Source organism: Streptomyces sp. NPDC048566 (assembly GCF_043199735.1).
Taxonomy (GTDB): Bacteria; Actinomycetota; Actinomycetes; order Streptomycetales; family Streptomycetaceae; genus Streptomyces.
Window position 1 is genome coordinate 67,660 of sequence record NZ_JBICWL010000015.1, and the last position, 20,227, is coordinate 87,886.

The following is a 20,227-nucleotide window of genomic DNA, read 5'->3' on the forward strand; positions in this document are numbered from 1 at the left end:
CATGGGGCGACCGCTCGATAGCAAGGTGCTGGAGGATCCGTGGACCTGTCCCTGTCGACTCGCAATGTGTCCGGCCCCAACGGCGACCGTACGGTCGTCGAGGTCGGCGGCGAAATCGATGTATATACCGCGCCCAAGCTGCGCGAGCAGCTGGTCGAGCTGGTGAACGACGGCAGTTTCCACCTTGTCGTCGACATGGAGGGCGTGGACTTCCTCGACTCCACCGGTCTCGGCGTGCTGGTCGGCGGCCTGAAGCGCGTCCGTGCCCATGAGGGCTCGCTGCGCCTGGTCTGCAACCAGGAGCGCATTCTGAAGATCTTCCGTATTACCGGTCTCACCAAGGTGTTCCCGATTCACACCTCGGTGGACGAGGCGGTCAACGCGACCGACTGACGACCGGTCTCCCGGGCCCCGGCCCGGGTTCGAGAAGGGGGAGGCCGGGCCTGCCGCCCGGCCTCCTGACAGCACGCCCGTAGTTCGGAGGGGGATGCATGGCCACCGTTGAACTCCGCTTCAGCGCGCTGCCCGAGCACGTCAGGACCGCCCGACTGGTGGCGGCAGCGGTGGCGCGCAGGGCCGGAGTGGACGAGGCCGTCCTCGACGAGGTCAGGCTCGCTGTCGGCGAGGCCTGCTCCCGCGCCGTCGGGCTGCACCAGAGCAGCGGTATCGCGGCGCCGGTGCACGTGTCGCTGATCGAGGAGGAGAAGCAGTTCTCCATCGAGGTCGGCGACGAGGCGCCCGGTTCGGTGCCCGGCGGAGCGGCGTCCGACGCCGCCTCCGGCGGTCCCGACGCGGAGGCCGAGGAGGACGAGATGGGCCTCGCGGTCATCAGCGGCCTCGTGGACGATGTCGAAGTCGTCGCCGGAGAGCACGGCGGACTCATCAGGATGAGGTGGCCCACCACGCCGCCGGCCGCGGCTCTCACCTGACGACCGCCTCTCTTCTCCTGCTTCGAAGGGCCCTACTCGGTGGGGCCCTTCGGCATGTCGGGGCTTCCCGCGCCCCGGCCGCGCGCCCGCCCCCGTGTTCCCGGGGCGCCTGCCACCGTGCGCCCCCTCGCCGACTTCCCGCCGTCGCGAGCACTCCCCACGTCCCCGGGCACGCGGCGACGCGCCCGAGCGGTCCACGACCCGTCCCGGGCTCGCCCCCGGTCCGCCCCGCCCGGCGCCTGTCCGCCCTGCCTCCGTGTCCGCTCCCCGTCCGGCGTTTGTCTGCCTCGCCTCCGTCCGTCCCCGCCGGTCCCTGCCCGCCCCGCCTCCGTCCGTCCCGCGCCGGCCGTACGCCCCACTCCGGCCCTCCGTCGCGGGCTCGCGTCTCCGGGGGGAGAGCCGGCGCGCCGATGCCGATACCTATGCCGGTCGCCGGTCGCCGGTCGCCGGTCGCCGGTCGCCGGTCGCCGGTGGCCTGCGGGGCGCCGTGGTGCGTGAATTCCTTCACGAACGGGGCCGTGATGGGGGGAGCGCACGCCGCACGGGTCAGGGGCATTACTGCATTCGGGTCCTGTGGCGCTCGGCGATCATTTGCTGAAGAGTATGTGAAGACTAATTCCGCTTACCGCGCACTGTTTTGATCAGGTTCCGGTACCTAGAATCCGTCCACATCTTGAGCTCAGCCCAAGCGTCAAGGAGGACGAATGGCGGGGCTTTCTACCCCTCAGCACGTTGACCACCCCACGACCCTCGCAGCCGCGGTCCTGACGGACGACAACCGCCTCATCGTGGTCGTCGTCGCCGCCGTCGCCCTGGCGGCGCTCGTGGTCGCGGGAATCCTGGTCCGCCAGGTTCTCGCGGCAGGCGAGGGCACCGACAGCATGAAGAAGATCGCGACGGCCATCCAGGAAGGCGCGAACGCCTACCTGGGACGCCAGATGCGCACGCTCGGCGTATTCGCCGCCGTGGTGTTCTTCCTTCTCATGCTGCTTCCCGCGGACGACTGGAATCAGCGCGCCGGACGGTCGATCTTCTTCTTGATCGGCGCGGCGTTCTCGGCGACCACCGGTTATATCGGCATGTGGCTCGCCGTTCGGAGCAATGTCCGCGTGGCCGCCGCCGCGCGGGAAGCGACCCCGGCGGAGGGTGAGCCCGAAAAGGATCTCACCGCGGTCTCGCACAAGGCCATGAAGATCGCTTTTCGCACCGGTGGTGTCGTCGGCATGTTCACGGTGGGGCTCGGTCTGCTGGGCGCCTCCTGCGTGGTGCTGGTGTACGCGGCCGACGCGCCGAAGGTCCTGGAGGGCTTCGGTCTCGGCGCGGCCCTGATCGCCATGTTCATGCGTGTCGGCGGAGGCATCTTCACCAAGGCCGCCGATGTCGGCGCCGACCTGGTCGGCAAGGTCGAGCAGGGCATTCCGGAGGACGACCCCCGCAATGCCGCGACCATCGCCGACAACGTGGGCGACAACGTCGGCGACTGCGCCGGCATGGCCGCCGACCTCTTCGAGTCGTACGCCGTCACGCTCGTCGCCGCGCTGATCCTCGGCAAGGTGGCGTTCGGCGACTCGGGGCTCGCGTTCCCCCTGATCGTGCCAGCGATCGGCGTCGTCACCGCGATGATCGGCATCTTCGCTGTGGCGCCCCGCAGATCGGACCGCAGTGGCATGTCCGCGATCAACCGCGGGTTCTTCATCTCCGCGGTGATCTCGCTGGTTCTGGTCGTCCTGGCGGTCTACACGTACCTTCCCGGTTCGTACGGCGACCTGGACGGTGTGACGGACGCGGCGATCAGGGCCAAGGACGGTGATCCGCGCGTCCTCGCGGTCGTCGCCGTCGCCATCGGCATCGTGCTGGCCGCGCTGATCCAGCAGTTGACGGGGTACTTCACGGAGACCAGCCGCCGCCCGGTGCGGGACATCGGCAAGAGTTCCCTGACCGGCGCGGCCACCGTCGTCCTCGCCGGCATCTCCATCGGTCTCGAATCGGCGGTCTACACCGCCCTGTTGATCGGCCTCGGCGTGTACGGGGCGTTCCTGCTCGGCGGTACGTCGATCATGCTGGCCCTGTTCGCGGTCGCGCTCGCCGGGACCGGACTGCTGACCACCGTCGGCGTCATCGTCGCGATGGACACCTTCGGGCCGGTCTCCGACAACGCGCAGGGCATCGCCGAGATGTCCGGCGACGTCGAGGGGGCGGGCGCGCAGGTGCTCACCGACCTGGACGCCGTCGGCAACACGACGAAGGCGATCACCAAGGGCATCGCCATCGCCACCGCCGTCCTCGCGGCCTCCGCCCTCTTCGGCTCCTACCGCGACGCGATCACCACGGCGGCGGGCGACGTCGGCGAGAAGGTGTCCGGGGCGGGCGCGCCCATGAACCTGATGATGGACATCTCGCAGCCCAACAACCTGGTGGGTCTCATCGCGGGTGCCGCGGTCGTCTTCCTCTTCTCGGGGCTGGCGATCAACGCGGTGTCACGGTCCGCCGGAGCGGTGGTCTACGAGGTGCGGCGCCAGTTCCGCGAACATCCCGGGATCATGGATTACAGCGAGAAGCCCGAGTACGGGCGCGTGGTCGACATCTGCACCAAGGACGCGCTGCGCGAGCTGGCCACTCCGGGGCTGCTCGCGGTGCTCACGCCGATCGTCATCGGCTTCACGCTCGGTGTCGGCGCGCTCGGCTCCTTCCTGGCCGGCGCGATCGGCACCGGCACGCTCATGGCGGTGTTCCTCGCCAACTCCGGAGGCGCCTGGGACAACGCCAAGAAACTGGTCGAGGACGGCAACCACGGCGGCAAGGGAAGCGAGGCGCACGCCGCCACGGTGATCGGCGACACGGTGGGCGACCCCTTCAAGGACACGGCGGGCCCGGCGATCAACCCGCTGCTGAAGGTCATGAACCTGGTGTCCCTGCTGATCGCCCCGGCGATCGTCAAGTTCTCGTTCGGCGACGACAAGAGCGTCGGCGTACGGGTGTTCATCGCGGTCCTCGCCTTCCTCGTGATCGCGGGATCGGTCTACGCGTCCAAGCGGCGCGGGATCGCCATGGGAGACGAGGAGGACGACGCCGACGGGGTCGCCAAGTCGGCCGATCCGGCGGCGGTTTCGTAGCGGGCGGAGGCGTCCCCGACGCGGCGGGGGCCTGAAGCCCGGTTGCGGGGAGCGCCAACGGGCGGGCGTAGGACGCGCCTTGACGTGTCGTACGCCCGCCCTGCGTGTGTTCACTTCGCGGCCGTGAGCCTTCTCTCGCTTGGTGCAAATGGCTTCAATAAGGCTCTTAGCGGACATTCGTCATGCCGGTGTCGCCCACTTGGCGTGTATGTTCCGGGGCCGAGAGCCATGGAAGGGACCAAACCGGTGAACAAGAAGCTCGCGGCCGCACTGTCCGGCGGTGCGGTACTGGTGCTCGCGCTGTCGGGATGCAGCAGCGACGACGGCAACGACAAGCTGGACTCCTGGGCCAAGCAGGTCTGCGACGCGGTGAAGCCCCAGGCGCAGAAGATCGAGGACGCGAACGCCGCGATCCAGAAGCAGACCTCGGACAACAGCACGCCGGACGACGTCCGGAAGACGGACGCGAAAGCCTTCCAGGACATGTCCGACGCCTACCAGGCGATCGGCGCGGCCGTCGACAACGCGGGGCCGCCGGACGTCGAGGACGGCAAGGCAAAGCAGACGAACGCGGTCAAGGAGCTCAAGGGCATCTCCGCGTCCTACGCCGACCTGAAGAAGCAGGTCGACAAGCTCGACACGAAGGACCAGGCCAAGTTCGCCGACGGGCTCAAGGACGTCGCGACCCGGCTCGACAAGCTGAGCCAGAGCGGGAACGACGCGCTCAAGAAGCTGGAGGAGGGCGACGTGGGCAAGGCGATGTCCCAGCAGGAGAGCTGCAAGTCCGCCTCGGCGTCCCCGGCGGCCACCAAGGGGTGACCGGCCCGCGGCGCGACCCCCGCGACCGCGAGCGGCGCCCGCGTCCGTGACCTGCTCCGGCAGCCGGCCCGGATGCCCCGGGGCCCGGGAGGCCCCGTCCGCCCCACCCCCTGCCCGCCGTTCGCCCCCCCACGGCACGGCACCCCCTGGATCGAGGCGGGGTCCGCGCCGCGGCCCGCCGCACCACCGGCACGCCGGGAGCACAGCGCTCCCGGCGTGCCGTCGTCGCGGGGCCCGTCGCCGTACGGCCTCGCCCCGTGGCAGCTCGGACCGCGGTCGGGCGGGCGGCGGCCGTGCGGCCCACCCGGTTGTCCACAGGCCGAGGCGGGGCGTTGTCCACAGGTGTGGGTGCCCGCGGACGACAGCGGACACAATGGGAGGCGTGAGTCACAGCAGCCTGTCACCCTTGCCCTCGTCCGACCGTACCGACGTCGCCGCCCGGCTCCGGAGCGCCCTGCTCGACGCCTCCTTCACCGCCGACGGACTCCTCGACCTGCTCGGCGCGCCCGCCTACGCCGCGCTGGCGCGCAGTGAGACGGTGCCCGCCCTCCGGGCGACCCGGGGCGACACACCGCTGGAGACACTCGTCCGGCTGTTCCTGCTCCAGCAGCCCGTTCCCCGGGGGCGCGTGGCGGACGTGCTGCCCGTCGAGGAGGCCCTGGAAGCCGGCTGGCTCACCCGGGCCGGCGAGGGCGAGGTCGCCGCGACCGCCGACATCCGCCCTTACGGCGGGCCGGACGGGCAGGACTGGTTCATCGTGTCGGACCTCGGGTGCGCCGTCGGCGGGGCCGGCGGCATCGGCAGCAGGGAGGAAGAGGTCGTCCTCGGCGTGGGCGGCGCCTCCACGACACTCGCCGGCATCACCGTCCGCACCCCGGTGGAGGCCGCGCTGGACCTCGGCACCGGTTCCGGCATCCAGGCCCTGCACGCCGCGCAGCACGCCACCCGCGTGACGGCGACCGACCTGAACCCGCGGGCGCTGCACGTCACGGCGCTGACGCTCGCCCTCTCCGGAGCCCCGGCCGCCGACCTGCGCGAGGGCTCCCTCTTCGATCCCGTCCGCGCCGACGAGCGGTACGACCTCATCGTCTCGAACCCGCCCTTCGTCATCTCGCCCGGCGCCCGCCTGACCTACCGCGACGGCGGCATGGCCGGGGACGACCTGTGCCGCACGCTCGTCCAGGAGGCGGGGGACCGGCTGAACGAAGGGGGGTACGCCCAGTTCCTGGCCAACTGGCAGCACGTGGAGGGCGAGGACTGGCAGGACCGGCTGCGCTCCTGGGTGCCGCGCGGCTGCGACGCGTGGATCGTGCAGCGCGAGGTCCAGGACGTCACGCAGTACGCGGAGTTGTGGCTGCGGGACGCCGGCGACCACCGCTCCGACCCGACGGAGTACCAGACGCGCTACGACGCGTGGCTCGACGAGTTCGAGGCACGCAAGGTGAAGGCGGTCGGCTTCGGCTGGATCACCCTGCGCAGGACGTCCGCGGCCGAGCCGTCGATCACGGTCGAGGAATGGCCGCACCCGGTGGAGCAGCCGCTCGGCGAGACCGTGCGCGCCCACTTCGACCGGGTGGACTATCTGCGGGCGCACGACGACGCCGGCCTGCTCGCCGCCCACTTCAGACTGGTGACGGAGGTCGTGCAGGAACAGGTCGGCCTCCCGGGGGCCGAGGACCCCGAGCACGTGGTGCTGCGCCAGCACCGCGGCATGCGCAGAGCCACCAAGGTGGACACGGTCGGCGCGGGTTTCGCCGGTGTCTGCGACGGCACGCTGAGCGCCGGCCGCATTCTCGACGCCATCGCACAACTGGTCGGCGAGGACCCGGTGTTGCTGCGCGACCGGACGCCCGCACAGATCCGTCTCCTGGTGGAGCAGGGATTCCTGGAGCCGGCCCGCTAGTGTCCTGGCCGGCAGGGCTCCACCGGCTCGCGGCGCCCGGCGCGGCACCTCGCCGCGTTGGCGCGTCACCCGGGTGCATCCCGTACGCGGCGACGCTCCGCCGTGCGATGCGCCGCGCCCTGGGGCCGCGAGTTGTCCCGTCACGGCACCAGGGGGCCCTCCGCCGGTTCCGCACCGCCCACCCGTCCCGGGGCGGTACGGGCGGGCGCCGGGGACGTGCCGCGGGTGCGGGACGCGGAACCGGCCAACCTTTTCCGGCCGCGGGCCGGGTGCGCCCCGCGGCTCCGGGCCCCTCGGTCGACGCGGCGCCACCTGCCGTCGGCCACCGTCCCCCCGGTCGGGCGGCGCGCCCGACCGGGCGTTCGGCCTGCGGGCGGACGCCGGGGCCGTTCACCGGGGTGCGGTGGCGTCGCGTCCCGTCGGACGGGGATGGGCCGGACGGGCGGGTCCGCGGGCCGGGACGACCGGGGGACGCCCCGCGTTCACCGGGGGTTCGCCCCCGCGCCGCCGTCGCGTGCCAGCCTCCCGAGTCCGGGACCCGGGGCGGAGGGACAGATCCATGGAAGACGGACCGGCGATCTTCACGGGGGTGGTGTTCGCCCTGTTCGGTGGCGGGCTGCTGGCCTGGACGGCGATCCGGCTGCGGCGCGGCGAGCCGGTCGCCCACGGTGTGAACCGTGTCGCATCGGCCGCCGTCGCCACGCTCGCCGGGACGGCGGCCCTCGCGGCCGGAATGTGGTGCTTCACCCGCTGGTGAGAACGCGTCTCCCGCGCGGAGGGCACCGCGCGCGCGGGGTGCCGCGGCGGTAACTGAGAGGTGACGCTCCGGATCGGCCGGAAAGAGGTGGTCGGCACTCCGGGCGGCAGGAATGGCGGTAGTCGGGTTACCGTTCGAGTGGCCGTTGCGGGCTTTTCCCGTTTGACACGGGGGCGGGATGTACCGTCACACTCCGCAGCGTCAGCATGACCCGACCCCTCGGGAGCCGAGCACCCGGGGAGCACCGCGTCGACCGGAGAGAAGAGCGAAGTTGTCCCCGACCAGCGACACCGCACACGGCGGCCGCCGACTCGTCATCGTCGAGTCGCCTGCCAAGGCGAAGACGATCAAGGGCTATCTCGGCCCCGGCTATGTCGTCGAAGCGAGCGTCGGGCACATCCGCGACCTCCCCAACGGCGCCGCGGAGGTGCCCGAGAAGTACACCGGCGAGGTCCGCCGCCTCGGCGTGGACGTCGAACACGACTTCCAGCCGATCTACGTGGTCAACGCCGACAAGAAGGCCCAGGTCAAGAAGCTCAAGGACCTGCTCAAGGACTCCGACGAACTCTTCCTCGCCACCGATGAGGACCGCGAGGGCGAAGCCATCGCGTGGCACCTCCTGGAGGTCCTGAAGCCCAAGGTCCCCGTCCACCGGATGGTCTTCCACGAGATCACCAAGGACGCGATCCGCAGCGCCGTCGCCAACCCGCGCGAGCTCAACAAGCGCATGGTCGACGCCCAGGAGACGCGCCGCATCCTCGACCGGCTCTACGGCTACGAGGTCTCGCCCGTCCTGTGGAAGAAGGTCATGCCGCGCCTGTCGGCCGGCCGGGTGCAGTCCGTGGCGACCCGGCTCGTCGTCGAGCGGGAGCGCGAGCGCATCGCCTTCCGCTCCGCCGAGTACTGGGACCTGACCGGCACCTTCGGCACCGGCCGGGCGGGCGACGCCAGCGACCCGTCCAGCCTGGTCGCCAGGCTGACCGCGGTCGACGGAAAGCGCGTCGCCCAGGGCCGCGACTTCGACTCGCTCGGCCGGATCAAGGGCGCGAACACCCTCCACCTCGACGAGACCGGCGCCCGCGCGCTCGCCGCCGCCCTGGCGGACACGGACTTCGGGGTCCGCTCGGTCGAGTCCAAGCCGTACCGGCGGTCGCCCTACGCGCCGTTCCGTACGACGACCATGCAGCAGGAGGCCTCGCGCAAGCTCGGCTTCGGTGCGAAGGCGACCATGCAGGTGGCGCAGAAGCTGTACGAGAACGGCTTCATCACCTATATGCGTACGGACTCCACGACGCTGTCGGACACGGCGGTCGCCGCCGCCCGCGCCCAGGTCACCCAGCTGTACGGGGCCGACTACCTGCCCGCCCAGCCGCGCACGTACGCCGGGAAGGTCAAGAACGCGCAGGAGGCGCACGAGGCGATCCGCCCCTCGGGTGATCGTTTCCGCACCCCGGCCGAGACGGGTCTGACCGGGGACCAGTTCAAGCTGTACGAGCTGATCTGGAAGCGCACGGTCGCCTCGCAGATGAAGGACGCGGTCGGCAACTCGGTCACCGTGAAGATCGCGGGCACGTCCGCCGACGGCAGGGACGCCGAGTTCAGCGCGTCCGGCAAGACGATCACCTTCCACGGCTTCCTGAAGGCGTACGTCGAGGGCGCGGACGACCCGAACGCCGAGCTCGACGACCGCGAGCGCCGGCTCCCGCAGGTGGCCGAGGGCGACCCGCTGTCCGCCGAGGAGATCACGGTCGACGGCCACGCCACCAAGCCGCCGGCCCGCTACACCGAGGCGTCGCTGGTCAAGGAACTCGAAGAGCGCGAGATCGGCCGCCCGTCGACGTACGCGTCGATCATCGGCACGATCCTCGACCGCGGGTACGTCTTCAAGAAGGGCACGGCCCTGGTGCCGTCCTTCCTGTCCTTCGCCGTGGTCAACCTCCTGGAGAAGCACTTCGGGCGCCTCGTCGACTACGACTTCACCGCCAAGATGGAGGACGACCTCGACCGCATCGCGCGGGGCGAGGCGCAGGCGGTGCCGTGGCTGAAGCGCTTCTACTTCGGCGAGGGCGACGCGAGCGGCGCGGCCGAGGCCGGCAACGGCGACGGCGACCACCTGGGCGGCCTCAAGGAGCTCGTCACCGACCTGGGCGCCATCGACGCCCGCGAGGTGTCGTCCTTCCCCGTCGGCAACGACATCAAGCTGCGGGTCGGCCGCTACGGCCCCTACGTCGAGCGGGGCGAGAAGGACGCGGAGAACCACCAGCGTGCCGACGTCCCCGAGGACCTCGCACCGGACGAGCTGACCGTCGAACTCGCCGAGGAACTGCTGGCCAAGCCCAGCGGTGACTTCGAGCTGGGCGCGGACCCGACGACGGGCCACCAGATCATCGCCAAGGACGGCCGCTACGGCCCCTACGTCACCGAGGTGCTCCCCGAGGGCACCCCGAAGACCGGCAAGAACGCGGTGAAGCCGCGGACCGCCTCGCTGTTCAAGTCGATGGCGCTGGACACGGTGACGCTGGAGGACGCCCTCAAGCTGATGTCCCTGCCGCGCGTCGTCGGCACGGACGCCGAAGGCGTCGAGATCACCGCGCAGAACGGCCGCTACGGCCCGTACCTGAAGAAGGGCACGGACTCGCGGTCGCTCACGGCCGAGGAGCAGCTCTTCACCATCACGCTGGAAGAGGCCCTGGAGATCTACTCCCAGCCCAAGCAGCGGGGCCGCGCCGCGGCCAAGCCGCCGCTGAAGGAGCTGGGGGAGGACCCGGTCAGCCAGAAGCCCGTGGTCGTCAAGGACGGCCGGTTCGGCCCGTACGTGACCGACGGCGAGACCAACGCCACCCTGCGGTCCGGCGACAGCGTCGAGGACATCACTCCGGAGCGCGGCTACGAGCTGCTCGCCGAGAAGCGTGCCAAGGGTCCCGCCAAGAAGACGGCGAAGAAGGCCCCGGCCAAGAAGACGGCCGCCAAGAAGGCCCCGGCGAAGAAGGCCGCGGCGAAGAAGACGACGGCCAAGACGGCCGCGAAGAAGGCTCCCGCCAAGAAGACGGCCGCGAAGAAGACGGCGGCCTCCGAGGGCTGAGCCGGCCTCGGGCCGCTGCGACCCCGAAGGTGCGGGAGTCGTGAACGTTCCGTGGTGCCGCCGCCCCCGCAGGGCCTTCCTTCCCGGTCCTGGCGGGGCCCGCCCCCGTACCGAGAGGTGCGGGGGCGTCCGTATGTTCGGGCACCCCTCCGGGGAGTCAGCGGGTCCGGATAGGCTTGCGGGATGACGCGAGCCGAGCACTCAACGGCCCACAATCCGGCCCCCGACGACGCCCTGGTCGCGGATTCACGCGAGCGCGCGGTCCGCGCGCTCTTGCGGCAACCGCAGTTGAAGCGGTTGTGGAGCGCGCACCTCGTGGGAGGTGCCGCGGACGTGCTCGCCCTGCTCGTCCTCGTCGTCCTGGCCCTCCAGGCGGCGATCTCCGAGGGCTCCTTCGGCGGTGGCTACCGCGGAGCGGCCTTCGCCGTGGCGGCCGTCTTCGGGGCGCGCGTCCTCGCGACGCTGCTGTTCGGCGCCGTCCTCCTCGGACCGCTGACGACCCTGACCTCGCCGGACGGCCTCCTGGACCGGCGCTGGACGATGCTCTCGGCGGACGGTCTGCGGGCCGCGCTCCTCATCGTCGCGCCGATGTGGATCGACTGGACCCCGGACAACGCCCTCGCCGTCCTCCTCGTCATCACCTTCGTGGCCGGCGTCGCCGAGCGCTTCTGGTCGGTGTGCCGGGAGGGCGCGGCCCCGGCGCTGCTGCCCGCACCGCCCCTGGAGGGCGCGACGGTACGGCCGCTGCCGGACCACCTGGACGCGCTGCGCCGCCTCTCGCTGCGCACGGCGTTCGTCTCCGTGCCCGTCGCCGCCGCCACCCTCGTCGTCGTCTCCCTGGTGAGCAACCTCCTCGGGGCCGGCATCGACTGGTTCGACCAGCATCAGGCAGCCCTCGCCTCGTACGTCGCGGCCGGCCTGTTCGCGGCGTGCCTGTCCGTCGTCACCTTCCTCGAACTGCCCGGCGTCCGCACCCCGCGCCCGCGCTCGCCGCTGGAGGGGCTGCGCCGCCCGAAGGCGGCCGGCGGGGCCGACAAGGGCCGCACCGGCGCCATCCCGCTCCTGGTGCCCGCCTGCGCGGCCGTCGCCGGAGCGGTCTCCGCCGCCGTCGCGGTCGCCGTCCTGGAGGCCAAGGACCTCGGCGGCGGACCGGTCACCTACGGACTGCTGGTGCTGGCCCTGACCGGAGGCGTCGTCCTCGGCATCCGGACCGCGCCCGCGCTGCTCCCCTCGCTGTCGCGGCGCAGGCTGCTCGCCCTCGCGATCGCCTTCACCGGCATCGCGCTGCTGGCCGCCGGGCTCGTCCCGGACGGCACCACCGTGCTGCTGATCGTCGCCTTCGCGGGCGTCGGCGCGGGCGTCGCCGCCAACACCGGGCACGCGCTGCTCGACCAGGAGACCGAGGAGTCCCGGCGCGCCCGCACCACGGAGCACCTGCACGCGGTCGTCCGCCTCTTCGTCGCCGCCGGCGCGATCGTGGCGCCCCTGGTGGCCGCCGCCATCGGCCCGCACCGCCTGCAGAACGGCAAGTTCGTCTTCGCGCACGGAGGCGCCGCCTTCACCCTGATGCTGGTCGGCGCGCTGCTGCTGCCGGTCGCCGCCGTGGTGCTCGCCAAGGTCGACGACCGGTCCGGTGTGCCCCTGCGCAAGGACCTGCTGGACGCGCTGCGCGGCGGCGACGACCCGGACCAGCTGCCGACCGCGAACGGCTTCTTCATCGCCCTGGAGGGCGGCGACGGGGCGGGCAAGTCGACGCAGGCGCAGGCCCTCGCCGACTGGATCCGGGGCAAGGGCCACGAGGTGGTGCTGACCCGTGAGCCGGGTGCCACCCCCGTCGGCAAGCGGCTGCGTTCGATCCTCCTCGACGTCTCGTCCGCCGGACTCTCGCACCGTGCCGAGGCGCTGCTGTACGCGGCCGACCGCGCGGAGCACGTCGACACGGTCGTGCGGCCCGCGCTGGAGCGCGGCGCCGTCGTCATCTCCGACCGCTACATCGACTCCTCGGTGGCCTATCAGGGCGCGGGCCGCGACCTGTCCCCGACGGAGATCGCCCGGATCAACCGCTGGGCGACGAACGGTCTGGTGCCGCACCTGACGGTGCTGCTCGACGTCTCGCCCGAAGCCGCCCGCGAGCGCTTCACCGAGGCCCCCGACCGGCTGGAGTCGGAGCCGCTGGAGTTCCACACGCGCGTGCGGTCCGGTTTCCTCACCCTCGCCGCCGCCGACCCCGGCCGCTATCTCGTCGTGGACGCCGCTCAGGAGCCGGAGGCCGTCACCACGGTGGTCCGGCACCGGCTCGACATGATGCTGCCCCTCTCCGAGGCCGAGGTGAAGGCCCGGGAGGAGGCCCGCAAGGCGGCCGAGGAGGAGGCCCGGCGCAAGGCCGAGGAGGAGGCCGCGCGCAAGGCCGAGGAGGAGCGCCTGGAGCGCGAGCGCCAGGAGCAGCTCGCCCGGCTGCGCGCGGAGGAAGAGGAGCGCAAGCGGCGCGAGCTGGAGGAGGCCCAGCGCCGCGAGGCCGAACGCCAGGCGGAGGAGGCGCGGCAGCGGGCCGAGGAGTCCCGCCGCAAGGCGGAGGAGGAGCGCGTCCGCAAGCTCGCCGAGGAGCAGGCACGCGCCGCCGAGCAGGAGCGGCTGCGCCGGCAGGCCGAGGAGGAGGCGCGGCTGCGGGCCGAGGCCGAGGAGCGCCGTCTGGAGAAGCAGCGCAAGGCCGAGGAGGCGTTGCTGCGGGCCGAGCGGGCCCGGCAGCTCGCCGCGGAGGCGGCGGCGGCCTCGGCGGCGTCCGCCGCCGCGCAGTCCGGCACGGCCGCGGGCAGCGGGGTGCCGGGCGGCGGCGCGGGCGATCCCGGCGGATCCACGGGCGCGGGTCGTTCGACGCGTCCCGGTGGGTCGCCCGCGGCCGGTTCCGGGACGACCGCCCCGTCGTCCTCGCGGACCGCGCCGACCCGCGTCCCGGACAACGAGACGACGGTTCCCACGCCCGTCGTGCCCGACCCGTCCGCCTCGCGGTCCGCCGACGAGACTGCCGTCCTGCCCGCGGTGGCACCCGACCAGGGCGCCGGAGCGCGCGGCGACCGCGGCCGTGCCGAGGACGGTGCCGCATCCCGCGCGCGGTCGCGGCGCGACGTGGAGGAGACGGCCACGCTGCCCAGGCCGCCGGCGCCGGACCGCGCCGCGGACGAGACGGCTGTCCTGCCGCCCGTCACCCCGGGTGCGGCCGACGAGACGGCGGTCCTCCCGCCGGTGCGGGACGAGGGAGCGGACACGGCCGCCGAGGCGCCGTCCGGTCCGTCCGAGGGCCGCGTGCCCCGGGGCTTCTTCCGCGACGAGCGCCCCGCCGCCCCGGAGCGGGAGCAGGAGCCCGACGACTCCGTCGACCGCACGCGTGAGCTGCCGCAGGTGGACGAGACGGGCGCCCCGCGCCGCCGGCCCCGTTCCGACTGGGCCGAGGAGACCCCGCTCGACGACCTCCCGACCCTGGCGGACGAGCTGCTCGGCCCCCGCGAGGACGAGGACGGCGACGAGCGCCGCGGCAGGCGCCGCCGCTAGAACGGGTGCCGAGCGCCCGCGAGACCGACCCGGCCGCGGCGGACGTCCACGACGTGGAGCGTTCGCCGCGGCCGGTGCCGTCCCGGTGGTGTCCGCGGCGGCCGTCGGCCAACGGCCGCCGCGGGGCGGGCCGGGAGGGCCGAGGGGGGGCGCCGACGGCTGCGGGCCGCCGGTACCCACGCCGTGCCGTCGGCCCGGGCCCGTCGGACGGGGGACCGGTTGTCGGTGGCGACCCGCACAATGGATGACGCACGACACGACGCGACGCGACGGGAGGGCGGGCCCATGCCCGTGTGGGACGACCTGGTGGGCCAGGAGAGGGTGAGCGAGCAGCTCGCCGCCGCCGCCCGGGACGCCGACGCCCTCGTCACGGCGACCACGGCGAGCGCACCGGTTCCGGAGGCGTCGAGGATGACGCACGCCTGGCTGTTCACCGGCCCGCCCGGCTCGGGCCGCGCCACCGCGGCGCGGGCCTTCGCGGCGGCGTTGCAGTGCGTCAGCCCCGACCGCGCCCTCGGCGGGATGCCCGGCTGCGGATTCTGCGACGGCTGTCACACGAGCCTCGTCGGCACCCACGCCGACGTCGAGATCGTCCGTACCGACCTGCTCTCCATCGGCGTGAAGGAGACCCGCGACCTGGTCCGCCGCGCCCAGCTCTCCCCGGCCGTCGGACGCTGGCAGGTCATCGTCCTGGAGGACGCGGACCGGCTCACGGAGGGCGCGGGCAACGTCCTGCTGAAGGCCGTCGAGGAGCCCGCCCCGCGCACCGTGTGGCTGCTGTGCGCGCCGTCCGTCGAGGACGTGCTGCCCACCATCCGCTCGCGCTGCCGGCTGCTCACCCTGCGGACCCCGCCGGTCGAGGCGGTCGCCGACATCCTCGTACGGCGGGACGGCGTCGAGCCCGACGTGGCGGCGGTCGCCGCACGGGCGACCCAGGGGCACATCGGGCGGGCCCGGCGCCTCGCCACGGACCCGAGCGCCCGCCGGCGGCGCGCCGCGGTCCTCAAGCTGCCCTTGCGGATCGACGACGTCGGCGGCTGCCTCAAAGCGGCGCAGGAGCTGATCGACACGGCGTCGGAGGACGCCAAGCAGCTCGCCGAGGAAGTCGACGTCAAGGAGACCGAGGAGCTGAAGGCGGCACTCGGGGCGGCGCAGGGCGGCCGGATGCCGCGCGGCACCGCGGGCGTCATGAAGGAGCTGGAGGACCGGCAGAAGCGCCGGAGAACGCGTACCCAGCGCGACAGCCTCGACCTGGCGCTGGTCGACCTCACCATGTTCTACCGCGACGTGCTCGCCCTCCAGCTCGGCTCCCGGCTGGCGATCGCCAACGCGGACGCGGACGACGTGCTGCAGCGGCTGGCCCGCGGCAGCGCGCCGGAGTCGACCCTGCGCCGGATCGACGCGATCGCGGCGTGCCGCGAGGCCCTCGACCGCAACGTCGCGCCGCTGCTCGCGGTGGAGGCCATGACGATGGCGCTCCGCGCGGGCTGAGCCTGGGTGGGTGATCGGGACGCTCCGCGCGGGCCGAGCCCCGGTGGGCGGCCCGGACCCGCTCCCGTCCGACGGCGTCTTCCCCGCGGGGTGCGGGCGGTGCCGAGCGCGGCGGGCTCCCGCACGACGGGCCGTGCCCGGCCGGGCCGCCCCGGACCCGGCCGGCCCCGGGTGCCGGGTTGACCGCGTCACTCGTACGAGCCGCACCGGCGACTGAAGGTGATCAATTGATCGCGCACGGTTACCCTCGCGAGATGGACACGAGGCGCACCTCCCGGCCGACCCGGCCCCTCCGTCGCGGCGGCCTGCTGCTGGCCGCCGCGGCGCTGCTCATCTCCGCCTGCTCCTCCGGGAGTTCCACGGCGACGGCCACGAAGGCGGACGCGGTGCTGACCGCGCTGCCCCGCTCCACTCCCGCGGCCCTGACGCCGTACTACGCGCAGAAGCTGGACTGGCGCAGCTGCGGTGCCCCGGGTTTCGAGTGCGCGACGATGAAGGCGCCCCTCGACTACGCGCGACCGGAAGCCGGGGACGTGCGCCTGGCGGTGTCCCGCAAGAAGGCCACCGGCCCGGGCGAGCGCATCGGGTCGCTGCTGGTCAACCCGGGCGGACCGGGCGGCTCGGCGATCGGCTACCTCCAGTCGTACGCGGGCATCGGCTACCCCGCGGACGTCCGCGCCCGCTACGACATGGTCGCGGTCGACCCGCGCGGCGTTGCGCGCAGCGAGCCGGTCGAGTGCCTGAGCGGTCCCGCGATGGACGCCTACACGCAGACGGACACCACGCCGGACAGCGGACGGGAGACGGACGCACTGGTCGACGCCTACAAGAAGTTCGCGGAGGGCTGCGGCGCGCGCTCGCCCGAGCTGCTGCGGCACGTCTCCACCGTCGAGGCCGCCCGGGACATGGACATCCTCCGGGCCGTCCTGGGGGACGCGAAGTTGAACTACGTGGGGGCGTCCTACGGGACCTTCCTGGGGGCCACCTACGCCGGCCTGTACCCGGCCAGGGTGGGCCGGATGGTGCTGGACGGAGCACTGGACCCCTCCCTGCCCGCCCGCAGGCTCAACGAGGAGCAGACGGCCGGCTTCGAGACGGCGTTCCAGTCCTTCGCGAAGGACTGCGTCCGGCACGCCGACTGTCCGCTGGGCGACGCGGGCACGGGCCCCGACGAGGTGGGCCGGAACCTGAAGGCGTTCTTCCGGCAGCTCGACAAGACGCCGATCCCGGCGGGTGACGCGGACGGCCGCAAGCTCGGCGAGGCGCTCGCGACGACCGGGGTCATCGCGGCGATGTACGACGAGTCCGCCTGGCCGCAGCTGCGGGAGGCGCTCGCCTCGGCCATGAAGGGCAAGGACGGCGCGGGTCTGCTCGCCCTGTCCGACAGCTACTACGAGCGGGACGCCGACGGACGGTACGCGAACCTGATGTTCGCCAACGCCGCCGTGAACTGCCTGGACCTGCCGCCCGCCTTCTCCACCCCGGACCAGGTCGAGGAGGCCCTGCCGGCGTTCGAGAAGGCGTCCCCCGTCTTCGGCGAGGGCCTCGCCTGGGCCTCGCTGAACTGCGCCTACTGGCCGGTCGCGAACACCGGTGAGGCCCACCGCATCGAGGCCAAGGGCGCGGCGCCGATCCTCGTCGTGGGGACCACCCGGGACCCGGCCACCCCCTACCGGTGGGCCGAGTCCCTCGCCTCCCAGCTCTCCTCCGCGACCCTGCTCACCTACGTCGGCGACGGCCACACCGCGTACGGCCGCGGCAGCGCGTGCATCGACGCGGCGATCGACCGCTACCTGCTGACGGGCACCCCGCCCAAGCAGGGAAAGCGCTGCTCATAGCCCTGCCGCAGCCGCACCCCCCGGCCGCCTCGGGGGGTGTGCGGAGCACCCCTCGAAACTGTGTAGACTTACCGACGTTGCCGATCGCACCATAGGTGTGGGCAGCGCGCCGCCTTAGCTCAGATGGCCAGAGCAACGCACTCGTAATGCGTAGGTCTCGGGTTCGAATCCCGAAGGCGGCTCAGAAGAACCCCAGGTCACATAGCCCGTGACCTGGGGTTTTCTGTTGCTCGGGGCATGGCGGGTCACACGGCCGGGTTGCCGTGACGTTGCCTGCGTGAGCGGTGCGTGAGCGGAGCCGCTCGGGTACCTACTTCTTGGGCTTGCGGCGGGTGGCCTTCTTGGCAGCCTTGGCCTGGGCTTTCACCTTGTCCCGCTTCGGCTTGCCGCCGCCCTTGCTGCCCTTGCCGACGTCGGCCGCCTCGGCCGCAGCCTTCCTGGCCTTCTCCTTCTTCGCGGCCTTGCGCGCGGCCTTCTCGGCCTCGGCCTTGCGCTGGAGGGGGACGAGCTTCGCGGTGGCCTCGGCGGCACTCTTGCCGACGTGGGGGAGGACGCTCTGATAGATGTCCCGCGTGATGCGGGTGTCGCTGTGCCCAAGGGTGTCCGACACGATCTTGATGTCGATGCCGGCGGCGAGCATGAGGGTAGCCGCGCCGTGGCGCAGATCGTGCAGGCGGATCGGCGGGAGACCGGAGGCGGCGACGAGGCGTTCGAAGAGGTCGGTCACCTTGCCGGGGTGGAGCCAGGAGCCGTCTTCCTGCGTGAAGACGTGGCCGGTCTCGACCCAGGCTGTGCCCCATTCTTCGCGGGCCGTTTCCTGCCGTTCGCGGTGGTGCTTCAGGACGTCGACGGTGTCGTCGTCGAGGGCGACCACGCGGGAGCCGCTGTCGGTCTTGGGGTCGGACGCTTCCACCTCCCAGCCGTCCTGGACGAGTTGAGAGGAGACGGTGAGGAAGTGGGTGTCGAGGTTCGTCTCCGACCACGGCTGGCCGCACGCCTCGCCTCGGCGCAGGCCGCGGAACGCGATCAGGTGCCACATCGCGTACAGCCGGTCCTCGACGACGAAGTCGAGGAAGGCACCGGTCTGTTCCGGCGTCCAGACCATCACGGGCGACGGCTTCTCGCCCGTCTGCTCCCACTTGGCGACCCGCTCGTCCGTCCACACGAGCGCCTTCGGCTTGCGCACGGGGTCTATCTCGACATGGGCGGCCGGGTTGAACGTGATGATCTGCTGCCCGATCGCGTCGTTCAGGGCGGCCCGGAGAGTGGCCTTTACGTGCAGCCGTGTGGCAGGGCCGGTGACGCGCCGAAAGGGCGGCATCTCGTCGATCGCGGCTTTCATGGCCTTGCGACGAGCCCGGTTCCCGACGCCCTTCCACGGCACCGTCCCCAGCTCGTCGAGAGCGGCTCGCCGTTGGGCGTTGTCCTCCAGGATCTGGGCGTTCGCCTCGCGAATGTCGGTGAACATCTCGCTGAGGTGGCTGACGCGCAGCCGGTCCAGGCGCCGGCTGCCGATGCGCGGCTTCAGATGGACGCGGATATCGGTCTCGTAGCGGTTGAGACCGGACTTGCGTATGCGCTTGCCGGCCAACCACCGGTCGAGCCATTCGGCGACGGTCAGGCTGCCTATGAGGTCCTGACCGGAGTTGAGGCGCCGCCGCGTCTCCTCGACCTCGGGCAGAGGTGACCGCTCGCGACTGACCTCGGCCAGCATCTCGGCGATGAGTTCGGTGCCCTCGGGGTCGTCCGAGTCGGCGAGCCCGAGCAAGGCGCGTACGTGGTCGAGGTCGGCCTGGGCGGCCTTGAGACTCGCGTACCCGCCACGGGCGAAGGAGCGGCGGCTGCCGTCCTCGCGGGGTGAGAGCTCCTGGCGGACGGAGTAGGTGCAGTGGTTCCTGCTGTTGCGCTTGGGGCAGGAGGTGCCGAGTTCCTTGCCGGTCTTCGGGTCGCGGCAGGAGCAGCGGCGGTAGGTGGAGCCCTTCAAAGATCATTCTCCTCGCTGGTTTCGGGATCGCTCCCGGATGAGTCGACTACGTCGGCCAGGTCGGGCCACAGGAACGGGGGCGTGACGCCCTCTTCCTCGATGAAGGCGCGAACTCTGCGCAGGCGGTCTTCGGCGTCGTCGGCCGTCTCGGCGGCGCGGGCCTGGGAGCGGAGTGCCTCGGCCTTCCGGTCGGCATTCGGGGCGGTCTGGGCGTGGTAGCGCGCGTACTCCTCGTCGCGTCGCGCACTTCGCAGCCGCTCCTGGGCGGCGTGATGGGCTCGGAAGTAGCGGAGCATGTCGTCGTCCGCGCCGAGATCGGTCTCCTCTCCGGTGAACCAGCGCAGCGCATCCAGAGTGGAAGTGGAGTCCTGGAGCGGGAGCCGCTGCACGTCCTCGATGTAGCCCACGGGATAGAGCAGGCAGATGGGTGGGGTGTTCAGGGCTTCGGCCAGCACCATGACGTCGACCAAGGGCAGGTTGGAGCGGCGTCCGGACTCCATGTTGGCGATGACGTTGCGGGGGATCGGATGGCCGATCTCCGCGCATCTGTCGGCCAAGTCCTGTGCGCTCCAACCCAATTCCTTCCGTCGTCTGCGGACCTCGGCGGCCACGGTGGCCATGACCTGGTCCACCCACTCCGGGACGTCGTCCTCGTCGTCGGCCTTGCTCGATCCATGGTGACTCCTGCGTTGTGTCATGTAGACACATTAGCTCGCTTAGCGTTGATTCCAAGACCTGGAGACGGACGCGGAGGTCGCGTTCGCC

At 72.3% G+C, this 20,227-nt stretch carries 12 protein-coding genes and 1 tRNA gene; 11 read left to right on the forward strand and 2 right to left on the reverse strand.

Annotation, left to right across the window (positions count from 1 at the left end; genetic code table 11):
• Positions 1-39 precede the first annotated feature (39 nt).
• The 11 genes from bldG to ACGFS9_RS22225 all read left to right on the forward strand — a co-directional run bounded on the left by bldG (position 40) and on the right by ACGFS9_RS22225 (position 17,660).
• Positions 40-393, forward strand: a complete 354-nt coding sequence (gene bldG, locus ACGFS9_RS22175; RefSeq protein ID WP_037625427.1) for an anti-sigma factor antagonist BldG — start codon at positions 40-42, stop codon at positions 391-393.
• Positions 394-491: 98 nt separating this feature from the next.
• Positions 492-929 (forward strand): ATP-binding protein, encoded by a 438-nt coding sequence (locus tag ACGFS9_RS22180; protein ID WP_393255462.1) that lies wholly within the window; start codon positions 492-494, stop codon positions 927-929.
• Between the two features lie 704 nt (positions 930-1,633).
• Positions 1,634-4,042 carry a sodium-translocating pyrophosphatase gene (locus ACGFS9_RS22185; protein WP_393255464.1) on the forward strand — a complete coding sequence of 803 codons (2,409 nt, stop codon included), beginning with the start codon at positions 1,634-1,636 and terminating at the stop codon, positions 4,040-4,042.
• A gap of 228 nt (positions 4,043-4,270) precedes the next feature.
• A complete protein-coding gene (locus tag ACGFS9_RS22190) occupies positions 4,271-4,861 on the forward strand; it encodes a small secreted protein (protein ID WP_393255465.1) in 591 nt (196 codons plus the stop codon).
• 373 nt (positions 4,862-5,234) lie between these two features.
• On the forward strand, positions 5,235-6,764 hold the full coding sequence (locus ACGFS9_RS22195; protein WP_393255467.1) for a methyltransferase: 1,530 nt from the start codon (positions 5,235-5,237) through the stop codon (positions 6,762-6,764).
• Positions 6,765-7,323: 559 nt separating this feature from the next.
• Positions 7,324-7,521 carry a hypothetical protein gene (locus ACGFS9_RS22200; protein WP_393255469.1) on the forward strand — a complete coding sequence of 66 codons (198 nt, stop codon included), beginning with the start codon at positions 7,324-7,326 and terminating at the stop codon, positions 7,519-7,521.
• Between the two features lie 271 nt (positions 7,522-7,792).
• On the forward strand, positions 7,793-10,603 hold the full coding sequence (gene topA / locus ACGFS9_RS22205) for a type I DNA topoisomerase (protein ID WP_393255471.1): 2,811 nt from the start codon (positions 7,793-7,795) through the stop codon (positions 10,601-10,603).
• A gap of 183 nt (positions 10,604-10,786) precedes the next feature.
• Positions 10,787-14,149: a dTMP kinase gene (gene tmk / locus ACGFS9_RS22210; RefSeq protein WP_393255473.1), complete on the forward strand. Its 3,363-nt coding sequence runs from the start codon at positions 10,787-10,789 to the stop codon at positions 14,147-14,149.
• A 285-nt stretch (positions 14,150-14,434) separates the two neighbouring features.
• Positions 14,435-15,640, forward strand: coding sequence for a DNA polymerase III subunit delta' (locus ACGFS9_RS22215; RefSeq protein WP_393255474.1), 1,206 nt, complete (start codon positions 14,435-14,437; stop codon positions 15,638-15,640).
• 254 nt (positions 15,641-15,894) lie between these two features.
• Entirely contained in the window at positions 15,895-17,478 is a 1,584-nt protein-coding gene (locus ACGFS9_RS22220; RefSeq protein WP_393255476.1) for an alpha/beta hydrolase, read from the forward strand.
• 108 nt (positions 17,479-17,586) lie between these two features.
• Positions 17,587-17,660 (forward strand) — tRNA-Thr (locus tag ACGFS9_RS22225).
• 128 nt (positions 17,661-17,788) lie between these two features.
• Here the strand turns inward: ACGFS9_RS22225 and ACGFS9_RS22230 are convergent.
• Both ACGFS9_RS22230 and ACGFS9_RS22235 read right to left on the reverse strand, forming a co-directional pair.
• A complete protein-coding gene (locus ACGFS9_RS22230) occupies positions 17,789-19,462 on the reverse strand; it encodes a tyrosine-type recombinase/integrase (protein ID WP_393255478.1) in 1,674 nt (557 codons plus the stop codon).
• Entirely contained in the window at positions 19,459-20,160 is a 702-nt protein-coding gene (locus ACGFS9_RS22235) for a helix-turn-helix transcriptional regulator (protein ID WP_359156223.1), read from the reverse strand. Before ACGFS9_RS22235 ends, ACGFS9_RS22230 begins: the two co-directional genes overlap by 4 nt.
• Positions 20,161-20,227 lie beyond the last annotated feature (67 nt).